Source organism: Flavobacterium sp. UBA5153 (assembly GCA_002413745.1).
Lineage (GTDB): Bacteria > Bacteroidota > Bacteroidia > Flavobacteriales > Flavobacteriaceae > Flavobacterium.
Map to the genome: position 1 here is coordinate 43,178 of DHXP01000017.1, position 22,986 is coordinate 66,163.

Below are 22,986 nucleotides of genomic sequence, written 5' to 3' on the forward strand. Positions count from 1 at the left end.
ACACTGGCTTTTAACGAACGGGCGTAGTTCAAGGGTAGAATAGCGGTCTCCAAAACCGTTGATGGGGGTTCGAATCCCTCCGCCCGTGCAAAAAATAAATCATAATGACAAAAGTTGTTAATTACATATCAGAGGCATTTGAAGAATTAAAATCAAATGTAACTTGGCCAGCTTGGGCTGAAGTGCAACATCTAACGATTGTTGTTGCTGTTTTTTCAGTAGTACTTGCCTTGGCAACTTGGGGAGTAGATGAAGTTTTCGCAAAATCATTGGCTGGTTTTTTTAACTGGATAAAAGCATAATTTTTTTGTTATGGCAGATAATAATATAAAAAAGTGGTACGTCGTTCGAGCAGTAAGCGGGCAAGAAAATAAAGTGAAAGCTTACATCGAAACCGAAATCGCTAGATTAGGGATGGGTGATTATGTTTCGCAAGTTCTGGTTCCTACCGAAAAAGTGGTTACTGTAAAAGACGGAAAAAAGATAACTAAGGATAAAGTCTATTTTCCGGGTTATGTGATGATTGAAGCCAATCTAATAGGGGAAATTCCTCATATTATTAAGTCTATAACAAGTGTAATTGGTTTTTTAGGTGAAACTAAAGGAGGAGAACCGGTACCATTACGGCTTTCTGAAGTAAACAGAATGTTGGGTAAAGTAGATGAATTGGCTGTAAATACCGATACACGTTCTATTCCGTTTAATTTAGGAGAAACTATCAAGGTTATTGATGGACCTTTCAATGGCTTCAACGGAACCGTTGAAAAAATAAATGAAGAAAAGCGTAAACTAGAAGTAATGGTGAAAATTTTCGGAAGAAAAACACCGTTGGAATTAGGGTTTATGCAAGTTGAAAAAGTATAATTTTTGTTACATATATAATAAACCACATCTATCGCTTCCAATGGTAATGTGTTAAATTTTTTAAAAAATGGCTAAAGAGATTAGTAAAGTAGTTAAACTACAAGTTAAGGGAGGTGCTGCGAACCCGTCGCCACCGGTTGGACCTGCTTTAGGTGCTGCTGGTGTTAATATCATGGAATTCTGTAAGCAGTTTAATGCTAGAACCCAAGATAAACCAGGTAAAATTTGCCCAGTGCAAATTACAGTGTATAAAGACAAATCTTTCGATTTTGTTGTAAAAACACCACCTGCTGCTGTTCAGTTAATGGACGCGGCAAAGCTTAAATCTGGTTCGGGAGAACCAAATCGTAAGAAAGTAGCTAGCGTTACTTGGGATGTTATTAAAGCAATTGCGGAAGACAAGATGGTTGATTTAAATGCATTCACAATCGAGTCTGCTATGAGCATGATCGCAGGAACGGCTAGATCTATGGGTATAACTGTATCAGGAGACGCTCCTTTTTAATTAAGAGAAAGACATGGCAAAATTGACAAAAAAGCAAAAAGAGGCTGCTTCAAAAATTGAAAAGAACAAACTATACTCTTTAAAAGATGCTGCGGCATTGATAAAAGTAGTTGCTTCTGCAAAATTTGACGAGTCGGTTGATATCGCAGTACGTTTGGGTGTAGATCCAAGAAAAGCGAATCAAATGGTTAGAGGTGTGGTAACATTACCTCATGGAACTGGTAAAGACGTAAAAGTATTGGCATTGGTTACCCCAGACAAAGAAGCGGAAGCTTTGGCAGCTGGTGCAGACTATGTAGGTCTTGACGAGTATTTACAGAAAATCAAAGATGGTTGGACAGATGTTGATGTAATTATCACTATGCCAAGTGTTATGGGGAAATTAGGTCCATTAGGTCGTATTTTAGGACCTAGAGGTTTAATGCCAAACCCTAAAACAGGTACGGTAACTATGGATGTTGCAAAAGCTGTTCAGGAAGTGAAAGCGGGTAAAATCGACTTTAAAGTTGATAAAACTGGTATCATACATGCAGGAATTGGAAGAATTTCTTTCGATGCCGATAAAATTGTAGATAACGCTCACGAAATTATTCAAACATTAATCAAACTTAAACCAACTGCGGCTAAAGGAACATACATCAAAAGTATTTACCTTACAAGCACTATGAGTCCTGCAATTGCATTGGATCCTAAAGCAGTATAATTGGTAGTTAAAAATTTTTAGTATGACTAGAGAAGAAAAATCAATCGCGATTGAAGATTTAACTGCACAGTTAGCTGATACAAACATTGTTTATGTATCTGATATTTCTGGATTAAACGCAGAAACAACTTCAAACTTGAGAAGAGCTTGCTTTAAAGCAGGTATAAAATTAGAGGTAGTTAAAAATACGTTGCTTGTAAAAGCAATGGAAGCTTCGGCTAATGATTATGGGGATTTACCTTCTGTATTGACAGGTAATAGTGCTATTTTTATTGCAGATGTTGCTAACGCACCTGGAAAAATAATCAAAGATTTCCGTAAAAAGAATGCTAAGCCAATTTTGAAAGGGGCTTACATCAATGCTGAAATTTATATTGGAGATGATCAACTAGATGCCTTGGCAACTATTAAATCGAAAGAAGAACTTATTGGCGAACTTATTGGATTGCTTCAATCACCAGCCCAAAGAGTTATTTCTGCTCTTCAAAACCAATTCGCTAATATCGAAGAGGTTGCTTAATTAAACTAGTTTTTAGTTTGAATTAAGCGCATTAAAACGCGCACAATAAATAAATTATATTTTACAAATCATTTTAAAACGATAGAAAAAATGGCAGATTTGAAACAATTCGCAGAACAATTAGTTAACCTAACAGTAAAAGAAGTTAACGAATTAGCAACAATATTAAAAGACGAGTATGGTATCGAACCAGCTGCTGCAGCCGTTGTGGTTTCAGGTGGTGCAGATGCTGTAGCTGAAGAAGTTCAAACTGAATTCACTGTAATTTTGAAAGCAGCCGGTGCTTCTAAATTAGCAGTTGTGAAATTAGTGAAAGAACTTACAGGTTTAGGTCTTAAAGAAGCTAAAGATGTAGTGGATAGCGCACCAAGCGCTGTTAAAGAAGGTGTTTCTAAAGAAGAAGCTGAAGGGCTTAAAAAATCTTTAGAAGAAGCCGGAGCTGAGGTTGAGCTTAAATAGTTTAACTCGGTTTTGAGAACTAGGTTTAGGTCTTGGGTACGCATCCAAAGACCTAAACCATTTTTCGTATAATAAATTTATACGTTTATTTCATTTTTTTTAATCAAAATTTTGTCCATAGATGATAACAAATCAGACTGAAAGATTGAATTTTGCCTCTACAAAAAACATTCCTGACTATCCAGATTTTCTAGATGTTCAGGTTAAATCGTTTAAAGATTTTTTCCAATTGGAAACTAAATCTGACGAAAGAGGCGACGAAGGTTTATATAACACCTTCATGGAAAATTTTCCAATTACAGATACAAGAAATAATTTTGTATTGGAGTTCCTTGATTACTTTGTAGATCCACCACGTTACACAATTCAAGAATGTATTGAGAGAGGCCTTACCTATAGTGTGCCTTTAAAAGCAAGGTTAAAACTATATTGTACAGATCCAGAGCACGAAGATTTTGAAACTATTGTTCAAGACGTATATCTTGGAACAATTCCTTATATGACTCCTAGTGGTACTTTTGTAATCAATGGCGCCGAACGTGTTGTTGTTTCTCAATTGCACCGTTCTCCAGGGGTTTTCTTTGGACAATCATTCCATGCAAATGGAACAAAATTATATTCTGCCCGAGTAATTCCTTTTAAAGGTTCTTGGATAGAATTTTCAACCGATATCAATAGCGTAATGTACGCTTATATCGATAGAAAGAAAAAATTACCTGTAACTACATTATTTCGTGCAATAGGTTTCGAAAGAGACAAGGATATCCTAGAGATTTTCGACCTTGCCGAAGAAATTAAAGTATCTAAAACAGGACTTAAAAAATATATTGGTAGAAAATTGGCGGCTCGTGTGTTGAACACTTGGCATGAAGATTTTGTGGATGAAGATACCGGCGAAGTTGTTTCTATCGAACGTAACGAAATTATCCTTGACAGAGATACCATTATCGATAAAGATAATGTGGAAGAAATCATCGATTCTAACGTTAAATCTATTTTGTTGCACAAAGAAGATAATAATCAAGTTGATTATTCCATCATCCACAACACGCTACAAAAAGATCCAACCAATTCTGAAAAAGAAGCCGTTGAGCATATCTACAGACAATTGCGTAATGCAGAACCGCCTGATGAAGAAACTGCTCGTGGTATCATAGATAAATTGTTTTTCTCTGACCAACGTTACAACTTAGGTGAAGTAGGTCGTTATAGAATAAACAAAAAACTGGGTCTTGATACTCCAATGGAAAAGCAAGTGCTTACCAAAGAAGACATCATTACCATAGTGAAATATTTGATCGAATTAATCAATGCGAAAGCGGATATTGATGATATCGATCACTTGTCAAACCGTCGTGTTAGAACAGTTGGAGAACAATTGTCTCAACAATTTGGTGTAGGTTTGGCTCGTATGGCCAGAACCATTCGTGAGAGAATGAACGTTAGAGATAACGAGGTGTTTACACCTATTGATTTGATTAATGCCAAAACATTATCATCAGTAATCAACTCTTTCTTTGGTACAAACCAGTTGTCCCAGTTTATGGATCAAACGAATCCATTAGCCGAGATTACACACAAAAGAAGATTATCTGCGCTAGGACCAGGTGGACTTTCAAGAGAAAGAGCCGGTTTTGAAGTACGTGACGTTCACTATACGCATTACGGACGTTTATGTCCAATTGAAACTCCTGAGGGACCAAACATTGGTTTGATTTCATCTCTTGGTGTTTATGCCAAAGTAAACGGAATGGGTTTCATCGAAACGCCTTACCGTAAAGTAACCAAAGGAGTTGTAGATTTAGTTTCTACTCCTGTTTACTTGAGCGCAGAGGAAGAAGAAGGAATGATGATTTCTCAGGCCAATATTGAGATGGATGCTACAGGAAAAATTCTTGCCGACAACGTAATTGCACGTCAAGAAGGTGATTTCCCGGTAATTGATCCATCAAAAGTAGATTATGCCGATGTTGCTCCTAACCAAATTGCTTCAATTTCAGCTTCATTAATTCCTTTCTTGGAACATGATGATGCGAATAGAGCATTGATGGGATCTAACATGATGCGTCAAGCCGTACCATTAATTCGTCCGGAAGCACCAATTGTTGGAACTGGATTAGAACGTCAAGTAGCCTCAGATTCTAGAGTTTTGATTAATGCAGAAGGCGATGGAGTTATAGAATATGTAGATGCAAACATTATCACTATTAAATATGACCGTTCTGAGGAAGAAAGAATGGTTAGTTTTGAACCTGATGAAAAAACGTATAATCTAATTAAATTCAGAAAAACCAATCAAGGAACAAGTATCAACCTGAAACCTATCGTAAGAAAAGGAGATAGAGTGGTTCTTGGTCAAGTATTGTCTGAAGGATATGCCACCCAAAATGGAGAATTGGCTTTAGGTAGAAACCTAAAAGTTGCGTTCATGCCTTGGAAAGGATACAACTTTGAGGATGCGATTGTAATTTCTGAAAAAGTGGTTCGTGACGATATTTTTACCTCTATTCACGTTGATGATTATTCATTGGAAGTGAGAGATACTAAATTAGGTAACGAAGAATTGACGAACGATATTCCAAACGTTTCTGAAGAAGCCACTAAAGATTTAGATGAAAATGGAATGATTAGAATTGGTGCCGAAGTAAAACCTGGCGATATTCTTATTGGAAAAATTACACCAAAAGGAGAATCAGATCCTACTCCGGAAGAGAAATTGCTTCGTGCAATCTTCGGGGACAAAGCAGGTGACGTGAAAGACGCTTCATTAAAAGCATCTCCATCATTACACGGTGTAGTTTTAGATAAAAAACTGTTTGCAAGAGCAGTAAAAGATAAACGCAAACGTACCCAAGACAAAGATGCTTTGGGAGCTTTAGAAATTGAATTTGAAACTAAATTTGTTGAATTGAAAGACAAACTGGTAGAGAAACTTTTCTTAATCGTTAATGGTAAAACATCTCAAGGTGTAATGAATGATTTGGGTGAAGAAGTTTTACCAAAAGGTAAAAAATACACTCAAAAAATGCTTTATGCTGTTGAAGATTTTGCTCACTTAAGCAAAGGACAATGGGTTGCCGATGATACAACGAATACTATGGTAAATGATTTAATTCATAACTATAAAATTAAGTTGAACGATTTACAAGGAGCATTGCGTCGAGAGAAATTCACCATTACTGTTGGAGATGAATTGCCAGCAGGAATTTTGAAATTGGCCAAAGTATATGTTGCCAAAAAACGTAAACTGAAAGTTGGGGATAAAATGGCAGGACGTCACGGTAACAAAGGTATTGTTGCTCGTATTGTTCGTCATGAAGATATGCCTTTCTTAGAAGACGGAACACCTGTTGATATTGTGTTGAACCCACTTGGTGTACCTTCACGTATGAACATTGGTCAAATTTATGAAACTGTTTTAGGTTGGGCTGGACAAAATTTGGGTAGAAAATTTGCTACTCCAATTTTTGATGGTGCTACCTTGGATCAAATCAACGAATTGACTGATGAAGCTGGAATTCCACGTTTTGGACACACGTATCTTTATGATGGAGGAACTGGAGAACGTTTCCACCAAGCGGCAACAGTTGGAGTAATCTATATGTTGAAATTGGGTCACATGGTTGACGATAAAATGCACGCACGTTCAATAGGACCATACTCGCTAATTACACAACAACCATTGGGTGGTAAAGCCCAGTTTGGAGGTCAGCGTTTTGGAGAGATGGAAGTTTGGGCACTTGAAGCTTATGGAGCATCAAGCACGCTTAGAGAAATATTGACCGTAAAATCTGACGATGTAATTGGTAGAGCCAAAACTTACGAAGCAATCGTTAAGGGTGAATCTATGCCAGAACCAGGATTACCGGAATCATTCAATGTATTAATGCATGAATTGAAAGGTCTTGGACTTGACATTCGTTTAGAAGAATAAATAATATTTGGCTCAGGTAGAGACGTTGCATTGCAACGTCTCTACTTTGGCATTTATAAGAGTTTTTAGGATTTAGACCCGTAACCCGTTCCGATTTTTTATATAAACTCAATAGGTTTAATAAATAGCACTTCAAAATTTTTGTTTGAAGTTTAGAGAAGTAATCCGAGGTAGTAGCTTAATGATATCATCTTTTTTTGAGCGATTCGCTTACTAGTTAAAAGTAAATCATAAATCTAAAATCAATTTTTAATTGCAAATAAATCAATAGTAAAAACTATGATGAATAATAGAAACAACAATAAAGATAAGAATCCTGTAAAAAGATTCAACAAAATTTCGATAGGACTAGCTTCCCCTGAATCTATCTTGAAAGAATCAAGAGGTGAAGTGTTGAAGCCAGAAACTATCAATTATAGAACTCACAAACCAGAACGTGATGGTCTTTTCTGCGAAAGAATTTTCGGGCCAGTAAAAGATTTCGAATGTGCTTGTGGTAAATACAAAAGGATTCGCTACAAAGGAATTATTTGTGACCGTTGTGGTGTGGAAGTTACCGAGAAAAAAGTACGTAGAGACAGAGTAGGACACATCAATCTTGTAGTTCCGGTTGCTCATATCTGGTATTTCCGTTCGCTTCCAAATAAAATTGGTTACATATTGGGTCTTCCATCCAAGAAATTGGACATGATTATCTACTACGAAAGATACGTGGTTATCCAAGCCGGTATTGCCAAAACTCCAGAAGGAGAATCAGTACAAAGATTGGACTTTTTGACAGAAGAAGAATATCTAAACGTTTTAGAATCCCTTCCTGCCGACAATCAATATCTTGACGATTTTGATCCAAATAAATTTGTTGCCAAAATGGGAGCAGAATGTATTATGGATTTATTGGCTCGTATCAATCTAGATGAATTGTCTTATGATTTGAGACACAAAGCAAATAACGAAACGTCTAAACAACGTAAAACAGAAGCGTTAAAAAGATTAATAGTAGTTGAATCTTTCCGTGAGTCTAACCTGAACCGCGAAAATCGCCCTGAATGGATGATTATGAAAGTTGTTCCTGTTATTCCACCAGAATTGCGTCCGCTTGTGCCTCTTGATGGTGGTCGTTTTGCAACTTCAGATTTAAATGATTTATACCGTCGTGTAATCATTCGTAACAACCGTTTGAAAAGATTAATGGAGATTAAAGCTCCGGAAGTAATCCTTCGTAACGAAAAACGTATGTTGCAAGAATCGGTAGATTCACTTTTCGATAATACACGTAAGGCTTCTGCTGTAAAAACAGAATCAAACAGACCTTTGAAATCACTTTCGGATTCCCTTAAAGGAAAACAAGGTCGTTTCCGTCAAAACTTATTGGGTAAACGTGTGGATTATTCTGCTCGTTCGGTAATTGTTGTTGGACCTGAATTGAAATTGTCTGAATGTGGTATCCCAAAAGATATGGCAGCCGAATTATACAAACCTTTCGTTATCCGTAAATTGATAGAAAGAGGAATTGTAAAAACGGTAAAATCAGCCAAGAAAATAATAGATAAAAAAGAGCCTGTAGTTTGGGATATCCTTGAAAATGTTATCAAAGGGCACCCAATATTACTGAATCGTGCTCCTACTTTGCACAGACTTGGTATTCAAGCATTCCAACCAAAATTAATTGAAGGAAAAGCAATCCAATTGCACCCTTTAGTTTGTACTGCATTTAATGCGGATTTTGATGGGGATCAAATGGCAGTTCACTTGCCGTTAGGACCAGAAGCTATTTTGGAAGCTCAATTGTTAATGTTGGGTTCTCACAATATTTTGAATCCTGCAAATGGTGCACCAATTACTGTACCTTCCCAGGATATGGTTTTGGGTCTATATTATATGACCAAAGAACGTTTGTCTACTCCAGAACACAAGATTTTAGGCGAAGGCTTGATATTATATTCTGCTGAAGAAACAAATATTGCCATAAATGAAGGTCGTTTAGAATTGAATGCTAGAGTTAAAATTCGTGCCAAAGATTTTAACGAGGCTGGTGAATTAGTTTACAAAATTATCCAAACAACTGCTGGTCGTGTATTGTTTAACGAAGTAGTTCCAGAAGCTGCGGGTTATATCAATGATGTATTGACCAAGAAAAACCTTAGAGACATTATCGGACATGTTTTAAACGTGACCAATGTGCCAACAACGGCCGCCTTCTTGGATGACATGAAAAATATGGGGTACAAATTTGCCTTCAAAGGTGGATTATCATTCTCATTGGGAGATATTAGAATCCCAGATGAAAAACCAAAATTAATTGCAGATGCCAGAGAACAAGTTGAAGGTATCTCTGCAAATTATAATATGGGTCTTATCACCAATAACGAACGTTACAACCAAGTTATTGACGTGTGGACTTCAACAAATGCACAGCTTACAGAGACAGCAATGAAAAACATTAGAGAAGACCAACAAGGTTTTAACTCTGTGTATATGATGCTTGATTCTGGAGCAAGGGGTTCCAAAGAACAAATTCGTCAGTTAACCGGTATGCGTGGTTTGATGGCTAAGCCAAAAAAATCTACTGCTGGTGGTGGTGAAATTATTGAAAACCCGATTCTTTCCAACTTTAAGGAAGGTCTTTCGATTCTTGAGTACTTTATCTCTACTCACGGTGCGCGTAAAGGTCTTGCGGATACGGCTTTGAAAACGGCCGATGCGGGTTACTTGACAAGAAGATTGCATGATGTTTCTCAAGATGTAATTGTAAACACGGTTGACTGTGGTACTTTAAGAGGTGTTGAAGTTTCTGCATTGAAAAAGAATGAGGAAATCGTGGAAAGTTTAGGCGAAAGAATCTTGGGGCGCGTGGCATTGCAAGATGTTATCAATCCTTTGACAAATGAGCTTATCATTGCAGCGGGAGAACAAATTACCGAACCATTTATGAAATTAATCGAGGCTTCTCCAATTGAGAAATTGGAAGTTCGTTCTCCATTGACTTGTGAAGCATTGAAAGGTATTTGTGCTAAATGTTACGGTAGAAACTTGGCAACAGGAAAAATGACCCAAAAAGGAGAAGCGGTTGGTGTAATTGCAGCGCAATCCATTGGAGAACCTGGAACACAGTTAACACTGCGTACCTTCCACGTTGGTGGGGTTGCGGGTGGTATTTCTGAAGAATCCAGTATCGTTACAAGATTTAACGGTAAAATTGAAATCGAAGATTTAAAAACGGTTAAAGGCGAAGACAACGAAGGAAATGCAGTGGATATTGTAGTTTCTCGTTCTTCTGAATTGAAATTAGTTGACGAAAAAACAGGAATCTTACTGAGTACAAACAACATTCCTTACGGTTCAAGCATCTTTGTTAAAGATGGTGCATCAGTGACCAAAGGAACTACAATTTGTAAATGGGATCCTTATAATGGAGTTATTGTTTCGGAATTCACGGGTAAAATTGCTTACGAAGATTTAGAGCAAGGACAATCTTTCATGGTTGAAATTGATGAGCAAACCGGATTCCAAGAAAAAGTAATTTCTGAAGCTAGAGCCAAGAAATTAATCCCTACTTTATTGGTTTACGGTAAAGAAGGTGAATTGATTCGTTCGTATAACTTGCCAGTGGGTGCCCACTTGATGGTTGAAAATGGCGAAAAAATTAAAGCAGGTAAAGTATTGGTTAAAATTCCACGTCGTTCTTCTAAATCAGGAGATATCACGGGAGGTTTACCAAGAATTACCGAGTTGCTTGAAGCTCGTAACCCTTCAAATCCAGCAGTCGTTTCTGAAATCGACGGAGTTGTTTCTTTTGGAAAAATCAAAAGAGGAAACCGTGAGATCGTTATCGAATCTAAATTTGGTGAGGTTAAGAAATACTTGGTGAAATTGTCTAGCCAAATTTTGGTTCAAGAAAATGACTTTGTAAGAGCGGGTGTACCATTGTCTGATGGCGCCATCACTCCGGAAGATATTTTGAGAATTCAAGGTCCAGCTGCTGTTCAACAGTATTTGGTAAATGAAATTCAAGAAGTATACCGTTTGCAAGGGGTAAAAATAAACGATAAACACTTTGAAGTAGTAATACGTCAAATGATGCGTAAAGTAAGAGTACAAGATCCTGGAGACACTTTATTCCTAGAAGAACAATTAATTCATACTAAAGATTTTATCGTTGAAAACGATAAATTATACGGAATGAAAGTAGTTGAAGATGCCGGGGATTCCAGCAACTTAAAACCAGGACAAATTATTTCTCCTCGTGAATTGCGTGATGAAAACTCGTTATTGAAACGTTCCGACAAAAATCTGATTGTGGCTCGTGATGTTATCACGGCAACTGCAACTCCAGTTTTACAAGGTATCACGAGAGCATCGCTTCAAACGAAATCATTCATCTCGGCTGCATCGTTCCAAGAAACCACTAAAGTATTGAACGAAGCTGCTGTAGCAGGTAAAATCGATTACCTAGAAGGATTGAAAGAAAATGTAATCGTTGGTCATAGAATTCCTGCCGGAACCGGTATGAGAGAATATGACAATACCATTGTAGGTTCGAATGAAGATTATAATGAAATGATGGCAAACAAAGAGGAATATATTTATTAAGATATGAGTAATTCTAAACAACAACAAGAGCAAATCAACATTGAGTTGGATGAAAAAACTGCAGAAGGAATTTATTCCAATTTGGCAATAATAAATCATTCTTCCTCTGAATTTGTATTGGATTTTGTAAGTATCATGCCTGGTATTCCTAAAGCCAAAGTGAAATCAAGAATTGTCTTGACTCCGCAACACGCCAAAAGATTGTTGAAAGCAATTGGAGAAAATATTCACCGTTTTGAAGTCGCCCACGGCGAAATTAAAGACGTAGAACAACCTTCAATACCGCTTAATTTTGGTCCGCCGGGACAAGCATAATTGTATAAAAGGCTCCAGAAATGGAGCCTTTTCTTTTTTTGCATTATAATGGATTTAGGATAATACCCTGTTTTATTGGACTTGTAGTGCTAGTTTTTTTTGTGTTTTAACGAGTATTGAGGAGCTTCATCGAAAATATTTTTTAGTAGAAAATGAATCGTCTAATTTTGACCCCAGATAAGAGACCTACCTCATATCACAACAAAAAAAACGAATATGAATAATTTTTCCAAAATATACGGTAGCAAAAAAAACAGTATCATTTTTATGATGTTTGTTTTTGTTTTATTATCAAATGTTTCTGTTTTTGGTCAAACTTCAATTGAAAACAATGTTTTTTTGAATAATACGATCATAAACGATACAGCCGAAATTAGTGTTGGTAGACAAGAGGCCACAACAACTTTTTCAAATATGAATTTCGTGCTTTGGTTTATGGGGTCAAAACAAGATCCAAACGTAAAAATTTCACCTACAGGCGAAAACACAAGGAGACAATTCATAACTTCTGGATTAGCTCCTAACCGTTTGTTGATTAAGGCTTTCTTGAAAAAAGCGGTTAACTTTGAAATTGGAGTAGCTTAAGTTATCACTAAAATTAATTTCCTGTACCTTTATACAAAAAGCTCCCGCCAAGACGGGAGCTTTTTTTTGGTTTGAGAACTACTGAAATTATTCAAATTCCGATGTGAAAAACAACTTCACATTTGGAAATTTATTTTGCGTCATTTGGATCGTAAAATCGGAATCAGCAAGGAAAACCAATTGGTTGTATTTATCGTGGGCCAAGAATTTTTGTTTTATTCTTCGAAACTCCCTGAATTCCTCGCTTTTCGGATCATTGGGTTTTACCCAACAAGCCTTGTGAACGGGGAAATTTTCATAGGTACATTTGGCTCCATATTCGTGTTCCAATCGGTATTGAATTACCTCATATTGAAGTGCTCCCACAGTTCCTATGATTTTTCGGTTATTCATTTCGAGTGTGAACAACTGCGCTACACCTTCATCCATCAACTGGTCAATTCCCTTGTCGAGCTGTTTGGCTTTCATAGGATCGGCGTTGTTGATGTATCTAAAATGTTCCGGTGAGAAACTTGGGATTCCTTTGAAGCTCATAATCTCGCCTTCGGTCAAAGTATCTCCAATTTTGAAATTCCCCGTGTCGTGCAATCCCACAATATCGCCAGGATAGGAAATATCAACGATTTCTTTCTTCTCAGCAAAAAAAGCATTCGGACTTGAGAATTTTAAATATTTTTTTTGGCGAACGTGATAATACGGTTTATTTCTCTCGAAAGTCCCCGAGACAATTTTTATAAAGGCTAATCGGTCTCGGTGTTTCGGATCCATATTGGCGTGGATTTTAAAAACAAAACCCGACATTTTTTCTTCTTTTGGGTCAACTAATCGGGTTTCCGATTCTTTTGGTCTTGGAGATGGGGCAATTTCGATGAAGCAGTCCAAGAGTTCGCGAACGCCAAAATTATTCAATGCCGAACCAAAAAACACGGGTTGTAATTTTCCGTCCAAATAATCCTGACGGTCAAATTTTGGATACACTTCGTCAATCAGTTCCAATTCTTCGCGCAGTTTATAAGCTGGTTTTTCACCAATAATTTTTTCTAATTCAGGATTTAGCACATCCTGAAAAGCGATGGTTTCTTCAATATTCTTGCGGCTATCGCCACTAAACAAATTGATATTTTCTTCCCATAAATTGTAGATTCCCTTGAAATCATAACCCATCCCAATGGGGAAACTTAGCGGCGTAACCGATAAGCCCAGTTTTTGTTCCACCTCATCCATCAAGTCAAAAGCATCTTTTCCTTCGCGATCCAGTTTATTGATAAAAACGATGATGGGAATTTTCCGCATTCTGCACACGGCAACCAGTTTCTCCGTTTGTTCCTCGACCCCTTTGGCAACATCAATAACAACAATGACACTGTCAACTGCGGTCAGGGTTCTAAAGGTATCCTCGGCAAAATCCTTGTGTCCCGGAGTATCCAGAATATTTATTTTCTTGTTCTTGTAATTGAATGCCAAAACAGAAGTCGAAACCGAAATTCCTCTCTGGCGTTCAATTTCCATAAAGTCACTGGTTGCCCCTTTCTTAATTTTGTTGTTCTTTACCGCACCCGCTTCCTGAATGGCACCTCCAAAAAGGAGAAGTTTTTCTGTAAGCGTTGTTTTTCCGGCATCGGGATGCGAGATAATCCCAAAAGTTCTTCTTCGCTGTATTTCTTCTAAAAAGCCCATATTTATATAAATAGTTTGCAAAAGTACTATTTATAAATGCCAATTAAAAAAATAGTATAATCTAAATAAACTTCGGCTTCTAATTGAAAGTTTACATCCCAAAAGGATAGGTTTCGGGAATCTGGTTTCCGTCCGGCACAATGTGTATGGGGTGCAATGCGGTTGTCTCATCAATAAAAATAAAGGCGTCATATCTCTTTGGTAAAATGGTAGGAACATAATTTCCAAATCTTTCATGCTCTGGGTTATAGACGACACCAATCGCACGATGCCCAATATGGGAGGAAATGCATTTTTCTTCTTTTAGTTTATTCAATAGTAATAATCTATTCTGTCCGTTGCTGGCTAGATGAAAGGCGTGTTCCCAGCTTCCTTCAACTGCATCTGGAATTCGTATTTTTCGCATTTCATCGCCCCAACTCCTTGCTGCAATGACGCTTCCCTTGTAAGAGCCAAATCCTACAGCCACAACTCCTTCTTTCGAATATTGTTCTCTCAACAACTGTCCCACATTGACCATTCCTTCTGATGCCATGTCTGTGGCACGTGCATCGCCAATGTGCGTATTGTGTTCCCAAACGATTGTCTTTGCTTCATTGCCATGGTATTTCATAAGCCGTTCTAAAGTGGAAACCATGTGCTCATCACGGATATTCCATGATGCCGAACCTCTTTTTATCATGGCACGATAATATTTTTCCGCATTTCTTGCCACGAAAGCATTCTGTTCCGTGCTCATGACATTCTCGTGATCTGTATTGTAACTTTCGACCTTGCTTCTTATTTCGGTTAACAAATGAAGCACATCTTTTTCGCACAATTCCGGAACTAGTGTGGAGGCTCTTGCATACGATTGCCCTTCATCTTTGCCATAAGGTTCAAAGCATTCCATTACTTTTTTGGCAGACTTAAGCGCTTCTGGATCATTTTTCTCCAAATATTGAATTATGGAATTCATGGATTCCCTGAAACTGTACACGTCCAAGCCATAAAAACCTATTTTTTTATTGGAAGGCAAACTTTCGTTAAAAACTTTGAGCCAATCTATAAATGCGGCTATTTCCCAATTTGCCCACATCCATGTTGGCCAACGGTTGAATTCATTCAGGACGCCATAAATATCTTTTCCTGAATTCAGGTATCCTTTTGCAAAACGATTAATGCGGTAACAGTCAGGCCAATCGCCTTCTACTCCCACAAAGGAAAAACCTTTTTCTTGAATTAGTCTTTTTGTTATTTTTGCTCTCCACGTATAGTATTCATGTGTTCCGTGCGAAGCTTCTCCGAGCAGGACATACTTAGCATCGCCAATATAATCCATTAGCGGGTCCAAATCTTCTGAATTTTCCAAAGGGGAAGAGGAACGATTTAATAATTCTATGATTTTATCAGAATTGATAGGATTGTTTAAATTTTTTGATGTTTCCATACTGTTTGATTTTTCTAAATTACATGTAGTGTTAACGGAATTGTCAACTAGAAATAATATCAGCCAAAGTTTAGTTTATGTCTAAAAAAACACATATAAATTTACGTTATATATTTGATAATGAGGGGTGTTTGTTAAATTTTATTCATTTAAAATATATTTAAAAAGAGCAGTGGTTTTTGTTGTTTTATTTTTATGGAGGAGGCATATTTTTTTGTCTCTTTTTTAATTGGAGAAGGAAAATTGAACCAATAGGAGATAAATGATTCCAATAGGACTCAATCCTATAATATTTAAAAAAAATTACAACGTTATCGTTAATAATATTCAGTAGTTTAATAAAATCATTTCAAAAGATAGAATATCTTTGTATTTCGAAACATAAAAATAAAATAAAGATGAGTATTATTATCAAAATTCACGCAAGACAAATATTCGATTCAAGAGGAAATCCTACTGTAGAAGTAGACGTAGTTACCGAAAACGGTGTTTTAGGTAGAGCGGCAGTTCCATCAGGAGCTTCAACTGGAAAATTTGAAGCAATGGAATTACGTGACGGTGGAAAAGCCTTTCTTGGAAGAGGAGTTTTAAAAGCGGTTGAAAATGTAAATACTAAAATAGCTGAAGAATTATTGGGAACATCAGTTTTCGAACAAAACTTGATTGACCAAACTATGATCGAGTTAGATGGTACTCCAAATAAATCAAACTTGGGTGCAAATGCTATTCTTGGAGTGTCTCTTGCGGTTGCAAAAGCGGCTGCCAACGAATTGGGATTGCCATTGTACAGATATATTGGTGGAGTTTCGGCAAATACATTGCCTGTTCCAATGATGAATATCATCAACGGAGGTTCACATTCTGATGCTCCGATTGCGTTTCAGGAATTTATGATTATACCGGTAAAAGCAACTTCTTTTACGCAAGCGATGCAAATGGGAACGGAAATTTTCCATAATCTGAAAAAAGTATTGCACGATAGAGGTTTGAGTACCGCTGTTGGAGATGAAGGTGGTTTTGCTCCAAATTTAGCCGGTGGAACTGAAGACGCTTTAGATACCATCAAAAAAGCGGTGGAAGCTGCGGGTTATAAATTTGGAGACGAAGTTATGGTAGCCTTAGACTGCGCTTCATCTGAATTTTACGTAAACGGAAAATACGATTATACTAAATTCGAAGGTGAAACTGGAAAAATCAGAACTTCAGAAGAACAAGCGGATTATTTGGCTGAATTAGCCGCCAACTATCCAATTATTTCTATTGAAGACGGAATGGATGAAAATGACTGGGATGGGTGGAAATATTTAACCGATAAAATTGGAGACAAAGTTCAATTAGTTGGAGATGATTTATTCGTGACCAATGTGGAACGTTTGTCAACTGGAATTGAAAGAGGTATTGCCAACTCGATTTTGGTAAAAGTAAACCAAATTGGAACATTGACAGAAACTATCGCAGCGGTAAATATGGCAAAAAATGCAGGGTATACCTCAGTGATGTCACACCGTTCAGGAGAAACCGAAGACAATACCATTGCTGACTTGGCAGTGGCCTTGAATTGTGGTCAAATAAAAACAGGTTCAGCTTCTCGTTCTGATCGTATGGCTAAATACAATCAATTGATTAGAATTGAAGAAGAATTGGGAAACACCGCTTATTTCCCGGGTGTAAAAGCGTTTAAAGTGAAATAATTATCTAGTATAATTCTATATTAGGCCATTCGCTCTTGCGGATGGCTTTTTTTATGATATTTTATCAATTTTGTAACAAATCTCACTTTTAATTAGCATAAATTTTCTTATTTTTGAGAAATTAAATAATTTAACATCTACTATGTCAAAAATAGCAACATTAGAATTTGATGGTAAAAAATACGAGTTTCCAGTAATTGTTGGAAGCGAAAATGAAGTGGCCATCGATATTAACAAATTACGTGATTTGTCAGGAGCAATCACATTAGATCCAGGATATAAAAATTCCGGTTCTTGCACAAGTACAATCACTTTCTTGGACGGTGAGGAAGGAATTTTAAGGTACAGGGGTTATTCGATTGAAGACTTGGCGGATAAAGCCAGTTTTCTTGAAGTGTCATTCCTGCTGATTTTCGGAGAATTACCTTCTGCGCAAAAATTGGAGCAATTTGAAAATGATATTAGAAGACATTCTTTGGTCAATGAAGAAATGAAGAGTATCATTGACGGTTTTCCGAAAACGGCCCATCCGATGGGGGTTTTGGCTGCTTTGACAAGTGCATTAACGGCCTTCAATCCAAAGTCTGTAAATGTTGAAAACGAAAAAGAAATGTATGAGGCGGTTTGTAAAACCATATCTAAATTTCTTGTCATCGCCACTTGGACCTACAGGAAAAGTATGGGTTATCCTTTGAATTATTACGATAATACCCAAAGTTACGTTGAAAACTTCATGCGTTTAATGTTCGAATTGCCTACAGGACCTTACAAAGCAAATCCAATAATAGTTGATGCCTTAGATAAATTGTTTATCCTTCATGCGGATCACGAACAAAACTGCTCAACATCGACCGTAAGAATGGTAGGTTCTTCTCACGCTGGATTATTTGCCTCCATTTCTGCGGGAGTTTCCGCACTTTGGGGACCATTGCATGGTGGAGCGAATCAGGCAGTTCTCGAAATGCTCGAAGAAATTCATGCAAATGGTGGGGATGCCGAAAAATACATTGCTAAGGCCAAAGACAAAAACGATCCTTTCAGATTGATGGGTTTTGGACACAGAGTTTATAAAAATTTTGATCCAAGAGCGAAAATTATTAAAAAAGCGGCGGATGAAGTTTTAAGAACCCTTGGAGTTGAAGATCCTATTCTGGATATCGCAAAAAAACTGGAAGCAGCGGCACTTGTCGATGAGTATTTTGTGTCAAGAAAATTATATCCAAATGTCGATTTCTATTCAGGAATTATTTATAGGGCATTGGGAATCCCTACCGATATGTTTACCGTGATGTTTGCAATAGGCAGATTGCCTGGATGGATTGCCCAATGGAAGGAAATGCGCGAAAACAAAGAGCCTATCGGTCGTCCGCGACAAATATATACAGGGCATCCTTTGCGAGATTTCAAGACTTCTGACAAACGATAAAATTCGATTCAAAAAGCTTCACATTCCGTGGGGCTTTTTTTATCTTTGGCAAAAGCCTAACAAACAAAATATGCTTGAATTAAAGATCAAGAACGAAACCTCGAGATTGCGAGCCGTTGTTCTGGGAACCGCAATCGATAACGGACCTACACCCAATATTGATGAAGCGTATGACCCAAAATCATTGGAGCATATTTTGGCAGGAACGTATCCTTTAGAGTCAGAAATGGTGTCAGAAATGGAAGCGTTCAACCAAGTTTTATCAAAATATGGCGTTACCGTTTATCGTCCAAAATTGATTGAAAATTACAACCAGATATTTGTGAGGGACATTGGTTTCGTGATTGAGGGTGTTTTCATCAAATCCAATATTTTACCGGATAGAGAACGAGAACTGGACGCTATTCAATACATAATGGATCAAATCAATGCTGCAAAAGTCGTTCGTCCTCCCGATGAAGTGCATATCGAAGGGGGCGACGTGATGCTGTGGAATGATTATATTTTTGTTGGAACCTATAAAGGAAGTGATTACGCCGATCATATTACCGCAAGAACAAACAAGGAAGGCGTTCAGTACATCAAGGATTTATTCCCCAACAAGATTGTCAAGGAATTTGATTTGGTAAAATCAAAAATCGAGGCGCGTGATAATGCCTTGCACCTCGATTGTTGTTTTCAGACTATTGGCGAAAATAAAGGTATCATATATAAAAGAGGTTTCCGTGAAGAAGCCGATTATAGGTTTCTTCTTAATCTTTTTGGCGAGGAAAACTTGTTTCATATAACCAGAAAGGAAATGTATAATATGAATTCCAATGTTTTTTCTATAGATACCAATGTTGTGGTTTCCGAAAGGAATTTTACCAGACTCAATGATTGGTTACGAACGAATGGTTTTGTGGTCGAAGAAATTCCGTATGCAGAGATTGCCAAACAAGAAGGATTATTACGATGTTCCACTTTGCCATTGATAAGAGATTAACCATAGTGTAGAGATGCACCACTGTAGAGACGCACTGCAGTGCGTCTCTACAAAAAACAAAATAAAAAAAAATGAAACAAACGACAAATTCCATCCTAATAATTCGCCCGGTTGCGTTCAGGATGAACGAACAAACGGCCGTAAACAATTATTACCAAAAAGTAGAGACGCACTGCAGTGCGTCTCTACTGGACAATTTATTGCCCGCAACGGCGAACGCCAAAGCACAGGAAGAATTCGATGCTTTTGTAAAAAAACTGCGAGCCGTAGGAGTCAATGTGATTGTGGTCGACGATACTTTAAATCCTGACACTCCAGACAGCATTTTTCCGAATAACTGGATTTCATTTCACGAAAATGGCGATGTGGTTTTGTATCCCATGTTTGCCGAAAATCGTCGTCCCGAACGTCGCGAAGATATTTTGGATATACTTGAAGATAACGGTTTTGTTATCAATGAAATTATGGATTATACTTCTGCCGAGGAGGATGGATTCTATCTCGAAGGTACAGGAAGTTTGGTTTTGGACAGGGAAAATGGCAAAGCCTATTGTGCGCTTTCGCCTCGTGCCGACGAAGAATTATTTATAGAATTCTGTGAGGATTTCGAATTTTCACCCATACTTTTCGAAGCTTTCCAAACCGTAAACGGAGAGCGAAAATTGATTTATCATACGAACGTGATGATGTGCCTTGGCGATACTTTTGCCGTAATTTGTGCCGACTGTATCGATGATAAAAAAGAACGAAAAATGGTGCTTGACAGTTTGAGAGGCGACGAAAAAGAAATCATTTTGATCACCGAAGCCCAAGTCAGTAATTTTGCGGGGAATATGCTCGAAGTAAAGGGGGGAAATGACAGGAGATATTTGGTTATGAGCACTTCGGCGCATCAAAGTTTAACCAAAAAGCAAATTGCCCAACTCGAAGAACACGTTACTATTTTGAGTTCAAGCCTTGATACTATCGAAGCTTGTGGCGGGGGAAGTGCCAGATGTATGATGGCGGAAATTTTCTTGCCAAGAGAAGAATAACAACCCATTCATTTTTTGTATTTTTGTCAAATGAAAAATAAAAAAACCTTGGTTCTTGGTGCTAGCACGAAACCAGACAGATACGCTTATAAAGCCATTACAATGCTTGTCGAAAAAGGACATTCCGTTCTCGCCATTGGTCAAAATGCGGGTGAAGTGGCAGGAATAAAAATCCAAACCAAAGCCATCCCTTTAAAAAATATAGATACCATTACATTATATTTAAACCCAACTCGCCAGCGTGATTATTACAATTACATAGTTGAATCAAAGCCAAAACGCGTGATTTTTAATCCCGGAACCGAAAATCCGGAGTTCTACCAATTGTTGGAATTGAATAACATAAAAGTGGAAGTGGCGTGTACTTTGGTATTATTGACCACAAACCAGTATTAGATTTTTTTGTAAAGCTTCCTGCCTTTTAAATGCAGGAAACTTTACAAATTTCTAAAATCGAGTTTCTCCAACCGCAGGTTTGCTTATTGACAATAATCCAATAAAAGTAATCAAGCCGTTTACGACAATCAACTCATTGTCAAAAACATAATCTCCAAAAAGCACCGAGGAATTGTAGCTGATTAAAAAGCAAATTGCTGGTGAAAGCACGCAAATTATGGGCACAAACTTGTCGTGTACCGTTTTGGATTTCATAAATAGCCCAAAAGCATACAAACCCAAAAGCGGACCGTAAGTATAGGAAGCAATCTTGAAAATCATGCTCACCACCGACGAATCGTTGATGGCATTAAAAATCACAATTACCAAGAACATCAAAAACGAAAAACTGATGTGGACAAAATGCCGTGTTCTCACGACGTTGGGTTTGTTTTGATTTTCGGTCTTATCCATCCCCAGAAAGTCCACGCAAAATGAGGTAGTCAAGGCTGTCAAAGCCGAATCGGTCGTGGCAAATGTGGCGGCCGTCAATCCCAACAGGAATACAATCGACGGAATCAAGCTCAAATGATGAAAGGCTATTTCGGGGAAAAGTAAGTCGGTTCTGGGTTTTCCCGTGATTAAATCAGTTGGAACTTCGATGCCATTTTTATTGGCATAAATGTAAAGCAAAGCGCCTACACTAAGAAAGAAGATGTTGATAAGCACGAATATTCCGGTAAACGTAAACATATTTTTTTGGGCTTCACCAATGGTTGCGCAACTCAAGTTTTTCTGCATTAAATCTTGGTCGAGGCCTACCATGGCAATGGTTACGAAAATACCGCCCAGAATTTGTTTGAAAAAATAATTTCCTCTCCTATAATCATCAAAGAAAAAAACTTTGGAATAATTGCTGTTTTTCACCTGTTCGAAAGCTTCAAAAACGGAGAGGTTCAAGCTACGGCAAACAAAAAAAATGGTCAGGAAAACAGAAGAAACCAGGAAAAAAGTTTGCAAAGTGTCCGTGATAATAATGGTTTTCAATCCACCACGATACGTATAGGAAAATATCAAAGCCAGTGAAATCAATACCGTTGCGGCAAAGGGAATTTGGTAGAAATCAAAAACATAGCGTTGCAAAACAATCACGACGAGGTACAATCTAAAGGAGGAACCAATGGTTCGGCTAATTAAAAAAATCGTTGCCGCCGTTTTGTAACTTACGATCCCAAGCCGTTTTTCGATATAGCCGTAAATCGAAGTCAGGTTCATTCGGTAGTACAACGGAAGCAAGACTTTGGCAATAATGATAAAGCCAATGGCATTTCCCAAGATGAACTGAAAATATTTGAATTGATTATCCGGCAAGCCCACTTCGCCAGGAACCGAAATAAAGGTCACTCCCGAAAGCGCAGTACCCACCATCCCGAAAGCAACAAGATACCACTTCGAGTTTTTATTGGCCTTGAAAAAAGCATCATTGTCGCTGTTTTTCTTGCTGACGCGGTGCGAGATATAAAATAAAATCCCGAAATAAACAATGATAAGCGACAAAATGGTAAATGGTGTCATAATTCGATTTTTATTGGAAGCCAAAATACAAATTTTTGTTCAATCGATTAAACAAATAACCGAATAACCAAATAAACAAATTACTACATTTGCATTTATGGAATTTTCATCAAAACTTTTNNTGATTATCCGGCAAGCCCACTTCTCCGGGAACCGAAATAAAAGTCACGCCCGAAAGTGCCGTACCAATCATTCCGAAAGCAACAAGATACCATTTCGAGTTTTTATTGGCTTTGAAAAAAGCATCATTGCCGCTGTTCTCTCTGCTTACTTTATGCGAGATGTAAAATAAAATTCCGAAATAAACAATGATAAGCGA

18 protein-coding genes, 1 tRNA gene and 1 pseudogene are annotated in these 22,986 nt (G+C 37.5%); 16 read left to right on the forward strand and 4 right to left on the reverse strand.

Translation table 11 applies throughout. The features are described from left to right. The first annotated feature begins 17 nt into the window (after nt 1–17). The 11 genes from B2145_RS03400 (at nt 18) to B2145_RS03450 (ending at nt 12,475) form a co-directional block, all read left to right on the forward strand. Nucleotides 18–88, forward strand: a tRNA-Trp gene (locus tag B2145_RS03400). A gap of 16 nt (nt 89–104) precedes the next feature. Then, nucleotides 105–302, forward strand: a complete 198-nt coding sequence (gene secE, locus B2145_RS03405; protein ID WP_291098226.1) for a preprotein translocase subunit SecE — start codon at nt 105–107, stop codon at nt 300–302. A gap of 10 nt (nt 303–312) precedes the next feature. Next, nucleotides 313–864, forward strand: a complete 552-nt coding sequence (gene nusG / locus B2145_RS03410; protein WP_291098228.1) for a transcription termination/antitermination protein NusG — start codon at nt 313–315, stop codon at nt 862–864. Between the two features lie 67 nt (nt 865–931). Continuing rightward, nucleotides 932–1,369, forward strand: a complete 438-nt coding sequence (gene rplK / locus B2145_RS03415; RefSeq protein WP_291098231.1) for a 50S ribosomal protein L11 — start codon at nt 932–934, stop codon at nt 1,367–1,369. Between the two features lie 13 nt (nt 1,370–1,382). After that, nucleotides 1,383–2,072, forward strand: coding sequence for a 50S ribosomal protein L1 (gene rplA / locus B2145_RS03420; protein ID WP_291098234.1), 690 nt, complete (start codon nt 1,383–1,385; stop codon nt 2,070–2,072). 22 nt (nt 2,073–2,094) lie between these two features. After that, complete coding sequence (gene rplJ / locus B2145_RS03425) at nt 2,095–2,592, forward strand: 50S ribosomal protein L10 (protein WP_291098237.1); 498 nt, start codon at nt 2,095–2,097, stop codon at nt 2,590–2,592. Nucleotides 2,593–2,682: 90 nt separating this feature from the next. Continuing rightward, nucleotides 2,683–3,051 (forward strand): 50S ribosomal protein L7/L12, encoded by a 369-nt coding sequence (gene rplL, locus B2145_RS03430; protein WP_291098240.1) that lies wholly within the window; start codon nt 2,683–2,685, stop codon nt 3,049–3,051. A gap of 121 nt (nt 3,052–3,172) precedes the next feature. Further along, a complete protein-coding gene (gene rpoB / locus B2145_RS03435) occupies nt 3,173–6,985 on the forward strand; it encodes a DNA-directed RNA polymerase subunit beta (RefSeq protein WP_291098243.1) in 3,813 nt (1,270 codons plus the stop codon). A 279-nt stretch (nt 6,986–7,264) separates the two neighbouring features. Beyond that, nucleotides 7,265–11,575, forward strand: coding sequence for a DNA-directed RNA polymerase subunit beta' (rpoC, locus tag B2145_RS03440; RefSeq protein ID WP_291098245.1), 4,311 nt, complete (start codon nt 7,265–7,267; stop codon nt 11,573–11,575). Nucleotides 11,576–11,578: 3 nt separating this feature from the next. Next, nucleotides 11,579–11,890, forward strand: coding sequence for a DUF3467 domain-containing protein (locus tag B2145_RS03445; protein ID WP_291098247.1), 312 nt, complete (start codon nt 11,579–11,581; stop codon nt 11,888–11,890). 216 nt (nt 11,891–12,106) lie between these two features. Beyond that, complete coding sequence (locus B2145_RS03450; protein ID WP_291098249.1) at nt 12,107–12,475, forward strand: hypothetical protein; 369 nt, start codon at nt 12,107–12,109, stop codon at nt 12,473–12,475. A gap of 87 nt (nt 12,476–12,562) precedes the next feature. On the opposite strand, the gene B2145_RS03455 is transcribed toward B2145_RS03450, so the two are convergent. Both B2145_RS03455 and B2145_RS03460 read right to left on the reverse strand, forming a co-directional pair. Next, nucleotides 12,563–14,152, reverse strand: a complete 1,590-nt coding sequence (locus tag B2145_RS03455) for a peptide chain release factor 3 (protein ID WP_291098252.1) — start codon at nt 14,150–14,152, stop codon at nt 12,563–12,565. A gap of 91 nt (nt 14,153–14,243) precedes the next feature. Continuing rightward, complete coding sequence (locus B2145_RS03460; protein WP_291098255.1) at nt 14,244–15,581, reverse strand: erythromycin esterase family protein; 1,338 nt, start codon at nt 15,579–15,581, stop codon at nt 14,244–14,246. 398 nt (nt 15,582–15,979) lie between these two features. Here B2145_RS03460 and eno point away from each other — a divergent pair, with 398 nt between their 5' ends. The 5 genes from eno (at nt 15,980) to B2145_RS03485 (ending at nt 21,113) form a co-directional block, all read left to right on the forward strand. Then, nucleotides 15,980–17,272, forward strand: coding sequence for a phosphopyruvate hydratase (gene eno / locus B2145_RS03465; RefSeq protein ID WP_291098256.1), 1,293 nt, complete (start codon nt 15,980–15,982; stop codon nt 17,270–17,272). Nucleotides 17,273–17,414: 142 nt separating this feature from the next. Next, on the forward strand, nt 17,415–18,698 hold the full coding sequence (locus B2145_RS03470) for a citrate synthase (RefSeq protein WP_291098258.1): 1,284 nt from the start codon (nt 17,415–17,417) through the stop codon (nt 18,696–18,698). A gap of 70 nt (nt 18,699–18,768) precedes the next feature. Next, entirely contained in the window at nt 18,769–19,683 is a 915-nt protein-coding gene (locus tag B2145_RS03475) for a dimethylarginine dimethylaminohydrolase family protein (RefSeq protein ID WP_291098261.1), read from the forward strand. A 71-nt stretch (nt 19,684–19,754) separates the two neighbouring features. Next, a complete protein-coding gene (gene ctlX, locus B2145_RS03480) occupies nt 19,755–20,717 on the forward strand; it encodes a citrulline utilization hydrolase CtlX (RefSeq protein ID WP_291098263.1) in 963 nt (320 codons plus the stop codon). A 30-nt stretch (nt 20,718–20,747) separates the two neighbouring features. Beyond that, complete coding sequence (locus B2145_RS03485) at nt 20,748–21,113, forward strand: CoA-binding protein (RefSeq protein ID WP_291098265.1); 366 nt, start codon at nt 20,748–20,750, stop codon at nt 21,111–21,113. A 51-nt stretch (nt 21,114–21,164) separates the two neighbouring features. Here the strand turns inward: B2145_RS03485 and B2145_RS03490 are convergent, their stop codons facing one another. Together B2145_RS03490 and B2145_RS03495 are read right to left on the reverse strand one after the other, a co-directional pair. Then, complete coding sequence (locus B2145_RS03490) at nt 21,165–22,667, reverse strand: sodium:solute symporter (RefSeq protein ID WP_291098267.1); 1,503 nt, start codon at nt 22,665–22,667, stop codon at nt 21,165–21,167. 127 nt (nt 22,668–22,794) lie between these two features. Then, a pseudogene (locus B2145_RS03495) lies at nt 22,795–22,986 on the reverse strand (sodium:solute symporter); the annotation flags it as partial.